This window comes from Variovorax paradoxus, from assembly GCF_022009635.1.
Lineage (GTDB): Bacteria > Pseudomonadota > Gammaproteobacteria > Burkholderiales > Burkholderiaceae_C > Variovorax.
Window position 1 is genome coordinate 6770212 of the sequence record NZ_CP091716.1, and the last position, 15478, is coordinate 6785689.

Consider the following 15478-nt stretch of genomic DNA (forward strand, 5'->3'; position numbering starts at 1 on the left):
CTCATTTGTCGAGCCCCGCGAGGCAGACATATTTCACTTCGAGGAAATCGTCGAGCCCGTACTTCGAGCCTTCGCGCCCGAGCCCCGATTGCTTGACGCCGCCGAAGGGCGCCTCGGCGGTCGACACCAGTCCGGTGTTCACGCCCACGATGCCCGACTCCAGCGCCTCGGCCACGCGCATGATGCGGCCGATGTCGCGGCTGTAGAAGTACGCGGCCAGGCCGAACTCGGTGTCGTTGGCAGCGGCGATGGCTTCCTCTTCGGTGTCGAACGCGAACACGGGCGCGAGCGGGCCGAAGGTTTCCTCGCGCGCGAACAGCATGTCGGCGGTGGCGTTGCCGATCACCGTGGGTTCGTAGAACAGGCCGCCGAGCGCATGGCGCTTGCCGCCGGCCAGCACCTTGCCGCCCTTGGCCACGGCGTCGGCCACGTGCTCCTCGATTTTCTCGACGGCCTTGGCGTCGATCAGCGGGCCCTGCGTCACGCCGGCCTCGGTGCCGTCGCCGACCTTCAGCGCATTGACCTTGGCCACCAGCTTCTGCGTGAAGGCTTCCAGCACGCCGCGCTGCACGTAGATGCGGTTGGCGCACACGCAGGTCTGGCCGGTGTTGCGGTACTTGGAGACCATCGCGCCTTCGACGGCGGCGTCCACGTCGGCGTCGTCGAACACGATGAAGGGCGCGTTGCCGCCGAGTTCGAGCGACAGCTTCTTGATGGTGTCGGCCGACTGCTTCATGAGCGTGCGGCCCACCTCGGTCGAGCCGGTGAAGGTGAGCTTGCGCACGACGGGGCTGCGCGTCATCTCGCCGCCGATCTTGCTGGCCGAGCCGGTGAGCACCGACAGCAGACCCTCGGGCACGCCCGCGCGCTCGGCCAGCTCGGCGAAGGCCAGCGCGGAGAACGGCGTCTGCGTGGCGGGCTTGACCACCATCGCGCAGCCGGCAGCGAGCGCGGGGCCGGCCTTGCGCGTGAGCATGGCGGTGGGAAAGTTCCACGGCGTGATGGCGGCGGTGACGCCCACCGGCTGCTTCAGCGCGAGGATGCGGCGGTCGGCCTGCGGCGCGGGAATGGTGTCGCCGTACACGCGGCGCGCCTCCTCGGCGAACCATTCGATGAACGAGGCGGCATAGGCGATCTCGCCGCGGCTCTCGGCCATGGGCTTGCCCTGCTCGGTGGTCATGATGAGCGCGAGGTCGTCGACGTTGGCCAGCATCAGGTCGTTGAGCCTGCGCAGGATGGCCGAGCGCTCCTTGGCCGGCACCCTGGCCCAGGCCTTCTGCGCCTTCTCGGCGGCGGCGATGGCGCGCGCGGTTTCATCGGCGCCGCACATGGGCACGGTGCCGATGCGCTGGCCGTTGGCCGGGTTGGTGACGGCCACGGTGGCACCGTCGTCGGCATCGGCCCAGGCGCCGGCGATGTAGGCCTGCTGGCGCAGCAGGGTCGGGTCTTTGAGTCGGATCGACATCGGGAAAGGTCTCCAGGTTTTTTCGAAAAATCGAAGCGCGAGGGGACCACGCCCGCGCGCCGGCCGCAAGCGGGGGCGGCCAATTCCGCGCGCCGGGCTCGGGTTTGGCATGCCTCCCGGCATGCACCGGCAAGGGGCGGATCGCGCTTCTCGCATAAGGGCTATTGGGTATAGGTCAGCCTGCGGTCAGCCCTTAAGATCGCGGCCTTTTTACCCCTCTCGGAGACGAAATGAAGAAACTGTTCGCCCTCGCGGCGATTGCCGCCGCAGCTGTCGGTGCTCATGCCCAGGACTTCCCCGGGAACAAGACCGTCACGCTCGTGGTGCCTTTCGCGGCCGGCGGCCCGACCGACCGCGTGGCGCGCGACCTCGCCGAAGCCATGCAGAAGACGCTCGGCACCACCATCGTGGTGGACAACACCGCCGGCGCGGGCAGTTCCATCGGCACCGCCAAGGTGGCGCGTGCCAACCCCGACGGCTACACGCTGCTGCTGAACCACATCGGCATGTCGACGATGCCAGCGCTGTACCGCAAGCTGCCGTTCAACGTCGAGACCGACTTCGAATACCTGGGCATGGTCAACGAAGTGCCGATGACGCTGATCGGCAAGCCCGGCCTGCCCGCCAACAACTACAAGGAACTGACGGCCTGGATCGCCGCCAACAAGGGCAAGATCAACCTGGGCAACGCAGGCCTGGGCGCCGCGTCGCACCTGTGCGGCCTGCTGTTCCAGAGCGCGATCAAGGTCGAGATGACGCCCGTGCCGTACAAAGGCACCGCCCCGGCCATCGCCGACCTGCTGGGCGGCCAGATCGACCTGCTGTGCGACCAGACGACCAACACCACCTCGCAGATCGAGGCCAAGAAGGTCAAGGCCTATGCGGTGACCACGGCCAAGCGCCTGACCACGCCCGCGCTGAAGGACCTGCCGACGCTGGACGAGTCGGGCCTCAAGGGCTTCGAAGTGACGATCTGGCACGGCGTGTACGCCCCCAAGGGCACGCCCGCGCCGGTGCTGAAGAAGCTCAACGACGCCGTCAAGGCGGCCATGAAGGACCCGGGCTTCATCAAGCGTGAAGAAGCGCTGGGCGCGGTGATCACCACCGACAACCGCACCGAGCCGGCCGAGCACAAGAAGTTCGTCTCGGCCGAAATCGCCAAGTGGGGCCCGATCATCAAGGCCGCCGGCGTGTACGCCGACTGATCCTCCTTCGGCTTCCAGAGCCAATGAAAAAGCCGCCGGCCCTTCGGGTCCGGCGGCTTTTTTCATGGCGCGGACCGCGGGATCAGGGCGCGACGCGCCACACCTCGAAGCTCTTGCGCTGGTCGACCTGGCGCGCGGTGCGCGCCGTGAAGATGAAAGTGCTGACCGAGCTGCCCTGCGCGTACTGGTAGGCGTTCGGGCCCACCTGCGTGCAGTGGTTGTCGGACGGCGTGTTCACCGGCTGGCAATAGATGATGGCCTTGCGCGCCGTGGTGCGCAGCGTCACCGAGTCGTTGAAGCGGTTGGTGTTGGGACCGCGGCCGCTGGCGATGAACGTGGTGGGCGCGAGCGCGCCGTTGGGCACGACCCAGCCGTCGAGATTGCCTTCGGCGCTGAAGTCGATGTTGTTGGCATCGGGGTCCGAGGGAATCGGCGCCGGGAAGACGATGCCGCGATCCACGCCCTGCGTTTCCTGGAGCAGCTCGGCGCGCAGCGCGGGCGCCAGTTCCACCAGCGGCACCTGCACGGCTTCCGCCATGCTCGGCGCGCGCGCGAAGGTGCGCACGTACTGCACCACGTTGCTGCCGCCGGCGGCATGGAAGAACTCCAGGCGCCAGACCGTCTGGTCGGGAATCGCGCGCAACTGCGTGTCGGTGAACTGCGGCGAGGCGAACAGGTTGCCCGTCTCGAAGCTGCTCGGGTCGCCCTGCTGCGCCGGGTCGGCAAAGCGCGTGGCCATGCGCCAGGCGGAAGAACTGAGCGGCGAGCCGCCGGCGGTGCCGTCCGAGGTGAGGACCAGCGTGGACAAGCCTGCGCGCGGCACCAGCACCAGCTCGCGGTCGCCCAGCGCGTTGCTGGTCACCACCACCTTCGAGAACTTCGAGTTGCCCTGCTCGAGCACGTTGTCCACGTTCAGCGCGTAGCCGGTCGAACGGTAAATGAGGTTCGGGTGCTTCAGGTAGTCCTTCATCTCCAGCTGCGGCCGCACGGAGACGCGATAGGCGTTGCTGTTGCCGCTGAGCTTGAGCGCGCCGCCCACGATCCTCGCGTTGAAGACGTCGTTGTCGGTGTTGCCCACGACGTCGGTCCAGCGGTAGGTCAGCGCGATGTCGCCGTTGGGATAGAAGTATTCGAAGTTGCCGCGGTCGTGCTTCAGGTTGGTGGGGCCGGCGCGGAACAGGCTCTCGAACGAGCGGCGCGCGCCGCCGCTGTCGCGGCCGATGGGCGCGCCGGACGAGACGAAGTTCTCCGGGCTGTCGTCCACGAACAGGGTGCGGCAGGCCGGCGCGACCACGTTGGCCGCCGTGCCGAAGGCGTTGCCGTCGCCGTTGACGGTGCTGTTCACGCGCTGCGCGAGCGGCAGCGCATAGCAGGCGTTGAGGCGGTCGAGCAGGTCCTGCACCATGGCCGGCGTGGGCGGCTGCACGAGCGCGGCGGCATCGACCGCGGGCAGCGGCGCGATGGTGGCGTCGCCGCTGCGAAACACGATGGACACCGGCGGGCTGTCTTCGCCGGCCGGCTGCGCCTTGACGGTGATCTCGATGCTGGCGGCCGCGCCGTCGGGGCGCACCGACACGTTGATGGTGTCGAGCACGCGGTCCTGGCCGGTGCCGTTGGCCTTGAACTCGCCGCTCATCGGGTCGATGCTCATGTTCAGGGCGTCCAGCAGCGGCTGCAGCGCGGACACGAGCTTCTTCACCTGGTCGGTGATCGCCCCCGCGGTCACGGCGCCGGCGTTGGCCTGGATGGCGGCCGCCAGCTTCGACGGGTCACCGTTGGGCGCGAGTTGCGCCACCACGATGGTGGTCAGCGGCGTCACGTTGGTCGTGCCGGTGGCGGTGCTGGCGGTGGTGCTGTAGAGCGTGAGGTCGTCGCGCACGGCCTGGATCACCAGCGGCGCCTTGGTGCCGGCGGGCAGCGTGCAGTTGTAGGTGCCATCGGCCGAGACCTTCACTTCGCAGACCTTGGCGCCGGTCTGGTCGAACACCGTGAGCGCGGCGTCGGCAAAGGCGGCACCGGTGGCGACCGTGCCGCTCAGCGTGGTGGAACTGGTGGCCGCGGGAGCGGCAGGCTGCTGGCCGCCGCCGAGCGAGATCGGCAAGCCGGCGCCGCCGCCGCCTCCCCCACCACCGCCGCAGGCGCCGAGCAGCGCGAGCGTGACAACGGACAGGGCACCGGGAATTTTCTGGATGAATGCGGGCATATCTGTTTCTTCTTTAAAGGTTGACCCCCCCCAACCGGAGGTGCTGCAAACCATAGCTTTCACTTTCATCGAAAAAAATGATGCAAATGCACCATTCTTGAAACGCCGCGACGGGGTAACTTCCGAGCGGCCCACGGAAATCACCGGAACATGGGATGGCGCATTGCGCACGGGCGAGGGAAAAGGGGCCTGATGAAAAAACCGGTCGCACTGCAGGACTTCAGCACGCTGCTGTTGCAGCTCTATCGGCTATCGCACGAGCTGCCGATCGACGCCTTCCAGGACGCGGCGCTCGACCTCATCAAGCCGGTGCTGCCCTTCGATTCGTCGATGTGGGGCACGGCCACCAGCACCGCCAGCGGCATCGACATCCACACCATCCACCTGCACAACCAGCCGGCGGAAATGATCACGGCCTATGAAGAGGTCAAGCACCTCGACACCGCCGCGGTGGAAGTGGGCAAGCGGCCGACCTCGACGCTCGCTTTCAACGCAGACACCTGGTTCCACCGGCCCGACCAGTCGCAGCTGCGCGACTACGGCCGGCGGTTCGAGCAGGCCAACTTCTTCATCAGCTCCGACGTCAACCGGCAGACCAACTTCGTGCACTGGCTCAGCCTGTTCCGGGCGGACCCGGACGCCCAGGGCACGGAAGACGAACGCCAGCTGCTCGCCAGCCTGATGCCGCACGTGATGCAGGCGCTGGCGCTCAACCGCATCGTGCACCTGGACCGGCTGGAGCCCGGCGGCGCGCCGGCGTGCGGCTCGGCCATCGGCGACCTGCGCGGCGTGCTGTACCACGCCGACGGCCTGTTCGAGAACGCGCTGAGGACGGAGTGGCCCGCGTGGCACGGCCGCACGCTGCCCGGGCCGCTGCTCAAGCACTTCCTGGAAGGGCACGCGCGCTACGGCGGCCACGGGATCGTGGTGACGCACCACGTCCAGCAGCGCCTGCTGTTCCTCAAGAGCCGGCGCCGCTGCCGCGCCGACAGCCTTTCGCCGCGCGAGCGCACCATCGCCGAACTGCTGGCGCGCGGCGACACGCACAAGGACATCGCCACCATCCTGAGCCGCTCGCCGGCCACCGTCCGCAACCACATCCAGTCGATCTACGACAAGCTGCAGGTGAGCAACGTGGCCGGGCTGATCCAGGAGCTGCGGCTCGCGGGCTGAGCCTTGGCGCTACTTGGGCCGGATCGCGTCCGCCGTGCCCTGGATGAAGGCCTTGATGCTCTCGATGTCGTCGCCCGAGAGCTTGCCGGTGAAATCGGGCATGCCGCGCGACATGGCCGGGCCCTTGAGCACGAACTTGTCGAGGTTCTCGATGTAGGCGGCGTCCATGTAGCCGAGGTTGGGAATGTTGCCGCCGCGGTCCACGCCCGGCACGCCGTGGCAGAAGACGCAGTTGCTCACGTAAAGCATGGTGCCGGCCTGGACCTTGGCGGGGTCGTACTTCACGCCCTGCACCAGCTTGTCCATGCGGTACTGCACGAAGTCCGGCATCTTGGCCGTGCCCCCCACCGCGAAGGTGTAGACCGTGCCCGGCCCCTGCCGCTCGGTGGCGCGCTGCGCGAGGCCGTACACGCCGCCCCAGCCCACGGCCACCGAGACGTACTGCTTGCCGTCCACCATGTAGGTCGACGGCGCCGCCACCACGCCGGTGCCGGTGGGCGTTTCCCAGAGCTTCTCGCCGGTCCTGGCGTCGTAGGCCAGCAGGCGGCCGTCGGCCGTGCCCTGGAACACCAGGTTGCCGGCGGTGGTGAGCGTGCCGCCGTTCCAGGGCGACACATAGTCCACGCCCCAGGCTTCCTTCTGCGCCACCGGGTCCCAGGCCACGAGGCGGCCGAAGGGCTTGCTCTTGGGCGGCTCCACGTTGGCGAACTTGGCCAGGTTCCAGCCCAGGCCGGCGTGCGGGCGGCCCGGCACGTCTTCGTTGAACTTCCAGTCCTTGTCGTCCATCAGGTTGATCGGCACATGCTGCGAAGGCAGGTAGGCCAGGCCGGTCTGCGGGTTGAACGACATCGGGTGCCAGTTGTGCGCGCCGAAGGGGCCGGGAATGGCGTCGTTGGGCTTGGTGCCGTCGCGCGCGGAGGCGATGCCGATGGGGCGGCCGTTCTTGTCGTAGCCGGTGGCCCAGTTCACTTCGGTGAAGTTCTTGGCCGAGATGAACTTGCCGTTGGTGCGGTCGATGACGAAGAAGAAGCCGTTCTTGGGCGCATGCAGCAGCACCTTGCGCGGCTTGCCGCCGACCTTCATGTCGGCCAGGATCATCGACTGGGTGGAGGTGTAGTCCCAGTTGTCGCCGGGCGTCTCCTGGTAGTGCCACTTGTACTTGCCGGTGTCGGGGTCCAGCGCCACCACCGAGCCCAGGTAGAGGTTGTCGCCGCCCTTGGGGCTGCGCGCCTTGTGCGACCAGGGCGAGCCGTTGCCGGTGCCCACGTACATCAGGTTGAGCTCGGGGTCGAAGGCGAAGCTGTCCCAGGCGGTGCCCCCGCCGCCGGCTTCCCAGTACTTGCCGCTCGGGTCCCAGGTCTTCGCGGCCTTGGCCATCGAGGCGTCTTCGAAGGGCTTGCTCGGGTCGCCCGGCACCACGAACCAGCGCCATTTCTGCTCGCCCGTCTTCGCGTCGTAGGCGGTGACGAAGCCGCGCACGCCGTATTCGGCGCCGCCGTTGCCGATGATGACCTTGCCCTTGAACACGCGCGGCGCGCCGGTGATGGTGTAGCTGCCCTTCTGGCCTTCGAGCGTGTCTTTCTCCCAGACCTTCTGGCCGGTGGCGGCGTCCAGCGCAATCAGGCGGCCGTCGAAGGCGGCCACGTAGACCTTGCCCTCGTGAATGGCCACGCCGCGGTTCACCACGTCGCAGCAACCCTTGAAGCCCTTTGAGCGGTCGACCTGCGGATCGAAGGTCCACAGCTTCTGCCCCGTGCGCGTGTCGATGGCGTGCACCACGCTCCACGAGGCGGTGACGTACATGATGCCGTCCACCACCAGCGGCGTGGCCTCCACGCCGCGCGTCGACTCCAGGTCGTACGACCAGACCAGCCCCAGGTCTTTCACGTTGCCGGTGTTCACCTGGTCGAGCCTGCTGAAGCGCGACTCCGAGTAGTCCAGGCCGACGCTGGGCCAGTCGGGGGTTTTCTTCTGCGCCGCGTTGGCGCGTATGAAGTTGCCGTCGACGCGGCCTGTGGCGGCCGCGGCGCGGTCCTGTGCGTTCTGGGCCGTGGCCGCCGTCGATGCGCCCAGGCATAGCAATGCGCCGGCGAGCGTCAGCAGCCCGGAGTGTGTTTTTTTCATCGCAGGTCTCCTTCGTGCCGCAAGGATCGTTCGCGGCGGCCTTGCGTTCACCTTCGGGATTTCCCCAATCCGGCGCTGTTCCATTGCGGAACACATTCGCTGCTGGTCCTGAAGAATCCAGGGAGGCGGCGAACCCATGTCCCCAGGCAAGTTCGACAGCAGGCTCGGCACGGCGGATGCGCCGCGCCAGCTCTTTGCCAGCACGCCGGCGCAGCGCGTGGCGCTCGCGCGGCGGCAGTTCTTCGAGGAAGGCGTGCGGCCCTCGGGCCTCGTCGGCGAGGCGGTGATCCAGTCGTGGCTGCGCTGCAGCCGCACGCATGCCGACCGCCAGCGCATCGTGCCCTTCGACGCGGTCACGCCGAGCCGGCTGCACGCCACGCTCGCGCGCAACCGCGAGTTGCTGGAGGTGGCCCGGCAAGAGCTGGCGCAGATGGAGAACATGCTGGCCGGCACCGACTGCCGCGTGATCCTGACCGACCGCGACGGCGTGGTGGTGCACGTCAGCGACCAGCCCGCCGCCGCGCACCAGCCGGTGCTGCGCAAGACCGCGCGGGTGGGCGTGAACATTTCGGAGCGCGTGGTCGGCACCACCGCGCCGGGCATCGTGGCCAGCACCGGGCAGGCCTGCACGGTCGACGGCGCGGAGCATTACTTCGACGTGCTCGGCCACATGCAGTGCGCGGCGGCGCCGATCCGCGACGTGACGGGCCGGCTGGCCGGCGTGCTCGACCTCACGGCGGAGGCGCGGCGCTTCGGCTTCGATGCGGCGTCGATGGTGGCGCTCTACGCCACCGCCATCGAGAACCGGCTGCTGCAGGCGCAGTCGAGCGACCACCTGATATTGCGCTTCCAGGCGAGCCCCACGCTGCTGGGCACGCCGCTGGAGGCGCTGGCCGGCATCGCGCCCGACGGCACCATCGCCTGGCTCAACAACGCCGGCTCACGGCTGCTCGGGCGCCTGCCCGAGGCGGCGGACGAGCGCGATGTCGAATGCCTGCTGGGGCACGACCTCGCGAGCCTGATGCGGCTGGGCCGGCGCGAGGCGGCGCAGCCGCTGCGCCTGGCGAGCGGGCTCGGCGTGTGGGTGCAGGCGCGCCTGCGGGGCCCGGACGGCGCGGACTTCCGGCATGCGGTGGCGATGCCCGGCGAGGCTGCGCCGGTGGCCATCGAACGCGATGCGGTGGCGGCCATTGCCACAGCCGTCGGCACCACCGAAGGCCCGGCGGACACAGATACCGGCGAGGCCGCATCGCCCGCCGGCACGCTGCGCGAGCACAGCCGCAAGCTGATCGAGGACACGCTCGCCGCGCACGGCGGCAATGTGTCGCAGGCGGCGCGGCAGTTGCGCGTGTCGCGCGGCACGCTGTACCGGCGGCTGCGCGGCTGGTGCGACGACGCCGCGCCCACCGACGATTGACAGCTCAGACCGCGGCGCGGGCCAGCGCGCGGGCGCGGCGCGCCTTCGCGTCGGGCTGCAACGGCCGCAGGTATTCGTGCAGCGCCAGCGCGGCGGCGCCGACCGCCGGCGCGAGTGCGTCGTAGCGCGCGGTGCGCAGGTCGGGCGCGGGCATGCCGGCGCGGTCGGCATGCCGGTGCACGCTTTCGAACGCCGCCTGCACGAAGTCGCGATGGTCGGTGCAGACCTTGCCGCCCAGCACGATCGCGCGCGGGTTGAAGGTGACCCACAGGTTCTGCAGCATCACGCCGAAGAAGGCGGCGGCGCGCTGCATGTCGCGGCCTTCGCGCCGCAGCACGCGCGAGCCGAAGAAGGCCTCGGCGCAGCCGCGCCGCCCGCAGGAGCACTCCGGACCGTCTAGCTCGAGGATGGTGTGGCCGATCTCGCCGGCCATGCCCTGCGCGCCGGTGAAGAGCCGGTCGTTCAGCACCACGCCCGCGCCCACGCCCACGTCGCAGTTGACGAAGATCAGCGGGTCTTCGCCCTCCTGGCCCACGCTGGCCGCGAACTCGTATTCGCCGAGCACGGCGGCATCGGCATCGTTCTGCAGCTGCACCGTGACGCGCGGCAGGCCCACCGCGCCGAAGGCTTTCTCCAGCGCGGGCAGCAGGCTCACGTTGCGCCAGCCGAGGTTGGGCGCGAAGCGGACCACGCCGGTGCAGTCGTCCACCGCGCCGGGCACGCACACGCCGATGCTCGACAGGCGAAGGCCGAGCTGCTCGAGCCGCGCTTGCGCCACCGACGCCATGCGCGCGACCTGCGCGCAGGCGCCGGCCGGCGCGCTGTCGGCCAGCGCCTGGGTGTCCGAATACAGCACCTCGCCCTGCAGCGACATGCACACGAGGCGCACCGTCTCCACGGCGATCTCCACGCCCATGAGCGCGCGCACGCCCACGTTGATGCGCAGCGGCGTCGAAGGCCGCCCCAGGCCGTCGGCCACGGCCGCGCCCGATTCGCTGAGCCAGTCTTCGTCGATCAGTTCGCGCACCAGCAGGCTCACGGTCGACTTGGTGAGGCCGCTCTCGCCGGCCAGCCGCGCGCGCGAAAGGCCGGGCTGCGCGCGCAGCAGCCGCAGCAGCACGCTGCGGTTCATGCGCTTGACGAGCTGCTGGTCGCCGATGGTGGTCACGTCAGGCGGCCGCGGTGTCGGCGTGGTGGGCCTGCTCTTTGCCCTCCGGGCGCTTGCCGGCAATGATCATGCCGAGCACTTCGTCCTCGGTGACGTCGGCGGTGCGGTAGGTGCCCACGAGCTTGCCGTTCTTCATCACCGCGACGCGGTCGCTCAGCGAGAACACGTCGGGCATGTCGTGCGTGATGAGGAAGATGCCCACGCCGTCGGCCTTGAGCTGCTTCACGAGGCCGCCGACCATCGCTGTCTCTTCCGGGCCGAGCGCGGCGCAGGGCTCGTCCATGATGAGGATGCGCGCATTGAAGTACAGCGCGCGCGAGATCGCCACCACCTGCCGCTGCCCGCCCGAGAGGCGCCGCACCGGCACGCGGATGTTGGTGAAATTCTTGTTGAGCCGGTGGAACACCTTGCGCGCCTGCACTTCCATGAAGTGGTCGTCGAGCGTGTTCCAGCGCGTCATCTTCTCGCGGCCGAGGAACAGGTTCGACACGGAGTCGAGGTTGTCGGCCAATGCAAGGGTCTGGTAGATGGTCTCGATGCCTTGCGCCTGCGCTTCGGCGGGCGTGCGGATGTTGACCTTCTGGCCGGCGATGAGGGTGTCGCCGGAGTCGATGGGGTAGGCGCCCGCGAGCATCTTCATGAGCGTGGACTTGCCCGCGCCGTTGTGGCCCAGCAGCGCGACCACTTCGCCGGGGTAGAGGTTGACGCTCACGCCGTCCACGGCCTTCACGCCGCCGAAGGCCTTGCGGATCTCGCGCAGTTCGACGAGGGGTCTGGAGGTGTCGATGTTCGTGTCCATCTCAGTTCTCCCCGAACTTGCGCCGGTACAGCACGTCGAACACCACCGCCACGATCAGCACCTGGCCGATGATGACCATGCGCTTGCCGATGGGCACGTCGAGCAGCAGCATGCCGCTGTCGAGCGACTGCATGATGAGCGCGCCCAGCACCGAGCCGAAGATCGAGCCGCTGCCGCCCGCCAGCGCCGTACCGCCGATGACCGCCGCCGCGATCACGTACAGCTCCATGCCCGTGCCCAGTGAATTGGTGCCCGCGTTGAGCCGGGCGATCGACACGATGGCCGCGATGGTCACCAGCACCGCCAGCAGCGCGAACAGCATCAGCGTGACGCGCTTGACCGGAATGCCCACCAGCGCCGCCGCGTCGGGGTTGCCACCCATCGCGAACACATAGCGGCCGAAGCGCGTGCGGTGCACGATGAACGACAGCACGATGGCCACCACCGCCCAGATCAGCACCGGAATCGGAATGCCCTGGGGCGCGTCCTTCGAGTCGATCTTGTAGTGGTTCATGACCGCCGCGAAGCCGATCACCACCGCCGCCGGCACCGCCGTGAGCAGCAGCTCCAGCCACAGCGGCTCGTTGGGCATCTCGTGGCGCGCGCGCGCCGCGCGCTTCTGGAACATGCGCGCGAACAGCACCGCCGCCACCAGCCCCGCGATCACCCAGCTCGCGGTGACGCCGATGCCGCCGTCGTAGCCGCCGCCCAGGCGCTGGAAGAATTCGTCGTTCACCGGCTGCGTCTTGCCCTCGGCCACGAGGAAGGCCGCGCCGCGGAACGACATCAGCCCGCCCAGCGTGACCACGAACGAAGGCACGCCCAGCACCGCCGTGAGCCAGCCCTGGTAGATGGACACCAGCAGCGCCACCGCCAGCCCCGCCAGGCACGCCGTGGGCCACGACCAGCCCGAGGTGTATTGCAGGTACGCGATGAGCACGCCGACGAAGCCCATCACCGAGCCGACCGACAGGTCGATGTGGCGCGCCACGATGATCAGCACCATGACGGTCGACACGATGCCCACCACCGCCGTCTGCTGCGCGACGTTGTAGAGGTTCTCGGGCGACAGGAACACGCCGCCCGACATGACGCTGAACGCCACGGCCATGACGGCCAGCAGCACGCACATCAGGACGAGGCGCAGGTCGATGCCCGTGCGGCGCCACCAGCCCGGTGTTGGATTGCTCATTTTTCAGACCTCTTGGAACGTGGGACAGGAGCGCAGCCGCCCGCCGGCCGGGCCCACGGGTGGGCCGGCCGGTGACCGCGACGCGCGGTTGATCCGTGTGTTGCCTGCTTGCCTGCTTACTTGCAGGCCGCGGGCGCGCTGGCGCCCGTCACGCCCTTGCAGAGCTCGTCCTTCTTGATCCAGCCGGCCTTGACCACGACGTCGAGGTTGTCGCGCGTCACGGGCACCGGCGTCAGCAGGCGCGATTGCAGCGAGACCTTCTTCGGCCCCGAGTTCCAGGTGGCGGCCTTGTCGACCGGCTTGCCCTGCGACAGCGCGATGGCCGCGATGGCGGCTTCGCGGCCAAGCTCGCGCGAGTCCTTGAAGATGGTCGCGGTCTGGGTGCCCAGCGCGATGCGGTTGAGCGCCGCAAAGTCCGCGTCCTGGCCCGACACCGGAATGCCGCGCAGGCCCTTGGCCGTGAGCGCCGCCACCGCGCCGCCCGCCGTGCCGTCGTTGGCCGCCACCACCGCGTCGACCTTGTTGCCGTTCTTGGTGAGGATCTGCTCCATGTTCTTCTGCGCGACTTCGGGCTTCCAGCCTTCGGTGTATTCGTCGCCGACGATCTTGATGTCGCCCTTCTTGATGGAGGCGTCGAGCACTTCCTGCTGGCCCGCGCGCAGGAAGTCGGCGTTCGGGTCGCTCGGCGAGCCCTTGATGATCACGTAGTTGCCCTTGGGCTTGACCTTCAGGACCTCGCGCGCTTCCATGCGGCCGACCTCGACGTTGTCGAAGGTGATGTAGAAGACGCCAGGCGCCTCGATCAGCCGGTCGTAGGCCACCACGGGCACCTTCTGGCGCGTGGCCTTGGTCACGGCCGGCAGGATGGCGTCCTTGTCCATGGCCAGCACGATGAGCGCCTTGGCGCCCTTGGACATCAGGCCCTCGATGTCGCCCAGCTGCTTCTCGGGCGAGCCGCCCGCGTCGGCGCTGATGTACTTGGCGCCGAGCTTCTCGAGTTCGGCCTTGATGGCGGCCTCGTCGGTCTTCCAGCGCTCTTCCTGAAAGTTGGACCAGCTCACGCCGACCACGGTCTGCGCCATCGCGCCCACGGCCGTGAGACCGAAAGCCATGGCGGCCAGGGTGTGTTTGAGTTGCATCGATGTCTCTCCAGAGTTGGTGCGCCCCACAGGGATCAGCCGTGTAAGAAATTAGTTAGTTTGAAGGGCGAACTAACTATCCCATCGCGGCAAGCCGCTGGGCATCCGGGAATTCCCGGAGCGTGCGGCGGCCATGAAAAAGGCCGGGCAAGCCCGGCCTTCATTGGTCACGATGCGTCGTGCCGATCAGTCGCGAGCGCGTGCGGCGTTGCGCAGGTCGCGGATCTGGTCGTGGTTGCGCTGCGCGCCTTCGGCCTGCGCAGCCACCACGCTGCGCACGTCGGCGGGCAGGTTCTGCTTCAGCGCCTTGCGGTAGCGTGCGACGCCGGTGTCTTCGCCGCGCTCGCACGATTCGAGGATCGAGAGTTCGCTGTTGGCGCCCAGCGAGCCCTTCACGTGGACCCAGCCGCGATGCAACGCGCCGCTGGCGGTGCCGCCGTCGGCCGGCTTGCCGCCGTAGGCCGCGATGAGCGCCATCAGCTCGCTGCCGGCCTTGCGGCATTGTTCGGCGCGTGCGGTGAATAGCAGCTTCGCCTCGGGGCTCTTCACTTCGTCGGCGCAGGCGCGGAAGCCGTATTCGCCGTCGCGCGAGTTCTCGAGCAGGTCGTTGAGCACGTCCACCACTTCGTCGTTGGCCAGCACGGGGCCGGTGGCCTGCAGGGTGGTGTCGATGGGTGCGTCGGTGTATGCCATGTCGGGAGTCCTTTCAGTTGATGATCTGTTTGCCGTCTGTCGAACATTCATCGTTGAAAGATCCGCGGCGCCGCGGCGTCGTCCCATCGGGCGACACGGCGTAGGCGAAGGATGACCCGCGCGGCGCCGGCTTCAGCCGATGCGCCAGGCCTGCGTCCACACGGCGATGCCGTCGAGCAGCTCTTCCAGCGCCTGCTCGTCGGTACGGCCGGTGCGCTTGAGCACGCCGAACGAATGGTCGGCGCCGTCAATCTCCAGCACGGTGGCGATCGGACCCAGCGCCTGCACCGTGTCGTCGAAAGGCCCGGGCTCGGCCAGCGTGTCGCGCGGGCCGTGCGCGAAGAGCATGGGCAGGTCCACATCCCGCAGGTGCGCCGCGCGCTCGGCCGCCTTCGCGGGCGCGCCCGAGGGGTGCAGCGGAAAGCCCAGGAAGACCAGCCCCTCGACGCCGGGCAGCGGCTCCAGCGCCTGGGCCTGCGACGTCATGCGGCCGCCGAACGACTTGCCGCCCGCGAAAAGACGCACGCCCGCAAAACGCGTCGACGCGCAGGCCACTGCCGCGCGCACCGTGGCATGCGCCAGCGGTGGTGCGTCGGTGCGCTTGCTGCCCTGTTCCATGTAGGGGAACTGGTAACGCAGCGTGGCGATGCGCCGCTCGGCGAGGCCCTCGGCCACGGCCTGCATGAACGGATGCCTCATGCCCGCGCCGGCACCGTGCGCGAGCACCAGGCATGCCTCGGCCGAGGGAGGCGACATCGCAAGGGCCGACACCGCAATGCCGGGCGTCACGTCGATGGAAAGTTCGTGCAGCGTAGTCATCGCGCGAGTGTGCCTGCCACGCACGACACGCGCCTTCGGCGTCGTCCGACACGGGTAAAGATCGGGGCCAATGTAAATTCA

At 68.8% G+C, this 15478-nt stretch carries 12 protein-coding genes; 3 read left to right on the plus strand and 9 right to left on the minus strand.

Annotated elements, in window-relative coordinates; all coding sequences use genetic code 11:
- Position 1: 1 nt before the first annotated feature.
- Positions 2–1465 (minus strand): NAD-dependent succinate-semialdehyde dehydrogenase, encoded by a 1464-nt coding sequence (locus tag L3V85_RS31735; RefSeq protein ID WP_237676569.1) that lies wholly within the window; start codon positions 1463–1465, stop codon positions 2–4.
- 230 nt (positions 1466–1695) lie between these two features.
- Here L3V85_RS31735 and L3V85_RS31740 point away from each other — a divergent pair, with 230 nt between their 5' ends.
- Positions 1696–2670 (plus strand): tripartite tricarboxylate transporter substrate-binding protein, encoded by a 975-nt coding sequence (locus tag L3V85_RS31740; protein WP_237676570.1) that lies wholly within the window; start codon positions 1696–1698, stop codon positions 2668–2670.
- A gap of 82 nt (positions 2671–2752) precedes the next feature.
- Here L3V85_RS31740 and L3V85_RS31745 read toward each other — a convergent pair whose 3' ends face one another.
- On the minus strand, positions 2753–4873 hold the full coding sequence (locus L3V85_RS31745) for a carboxypeptidase regulatory-like domain-containing protein (protein ID WP_237676571.1): 2121 nt from the start codon (positions 4871–4873) through the stop codon (positions 2753–2755).
- A gap of 192 nt (positions 4874–5065) precedes the next feature.
- Here L3V85_RS31745 and L3V85_RS31750 point away from each other — a divergent pair, with 192 nt between their 5' ends.
- Positions 5066–6046: a helix-turn-helix transcriptional regulator gene (locus L3V85_RS31750; protein ID WP_237676572.1), complete on the plus strand. Its 981-nt coding sequence runs from the start codon at positions 5066–5068 to the stop codon at positions 6044–6046.
- A 9-nt stretch (positions 6047–6055) separates the two neighbouring features.
- On the opposite strand, the gene L3V85_RS31755 is transcribed toward L3V85_RS31750, so the two are convergent.
- On the minus strand, positions 6056–8170 hold the full coding sequence (locus L3V85_RS31755; protein ID WP_237676573.1) for a PQQ-dependent dehydrogenase, methanol/ethanol family: 2115 nt from the start codon (positions 8168–8170) through the stop codon (positions 6056–6058).
- A gap of 136 nt (positions 8171–8306) precedes the next feature.
- Between L3V85_RS31755 and L3V85_RS31760 the strand changes: the two genes are divergently transcribed.
- Complete coding sequence (locus L3V85_RS31760) at positions 8307–9587, plus strand: helix-turn-helix domain-containing protein (protein ID WP_237676574.1); 1281 nt, start codon at positions 8307–8309, stop codon at positions 9585–9587.
- A 4-nt stretch (positions 9588–9591) separates the two neighbouring features.
- On the opposite strand, the gene L3V85_RS31765 is transcribed toward L3V85_RS31760, so the two are convergent.
- From L3V85_RS31765 to L3V85_RS31790, 6 genes are all read right to left on the minus strand, one after another.
- The gene (locus L3V85_RS31765) at positions 9592–10755 is read right to left on the minus strand and encodes an ROK family transcriptional regulator (protein WP_237676575.1); all 1164 of its coding nucleotides are present in this window, start codon (positions 10753–10755) and stop codon (positions 9592–9594) included.
- Between the two features lies 1 nt (position 10756).
- On the minus strand, positions 10757–11554 hold the full coding sequence (locus tag L3V85_RS31770) for an ATP-binding cassette domain-containing protein (protein WP_237676576.1): 798 nt from the start codon (positions 11552–11554) through the stop codon (positions 10757–10759).
- 1 nt (position 11555) lies between these two features.
- Positions 11556–12746, minus strand: coding sequence for a sugar ABC transporter permease (locus L3V85_RS31775; RefSeq protein ID WP_237676577.1), 1191 nt, complete (start codon positions 12744–12746; stop codon positions 11556–11558).
- A 116-nt stretch (positions 12747–12862) separates the two neighbouring features.
- A complete protein-coding gene (gene xylF / locus L3V85_RS31780) occupies positions 12863–13885 on the minus strand; it encodes a D-xylose ABC transporter substrate-binding protein (protein WP_237676578.1) in 1023 nt (340 codons plus the stop codon).
- Between the two features lie 186 nt (positions 13886–14071).
- Positions 14072–14578 carry a ferritin-like domain-containing protein gene (locus L3V85_RS31785; RefSeq protein WP_237676579.1) on the minus strand — a complete coding sequence of 169 codons (507 nt, stop codon included), beginning with the start codon at positions 14576–14578 and terminating at the stop codon, positions 14072–14074.
- A 132-nt stretch (positions 14579–14710) separates the two neighbouring features.
- A complete protein-coding gene (locus L3V85_RS31790; protein ID WP_237676580.1) occupies positions 14711–15397 on the minus strand; it encodes an alpha/beta family hydrolase in 687 nt (228 codons plus the stop codon).
- Positions 15398–15478 lie beyond the last annotated feature (81 nt).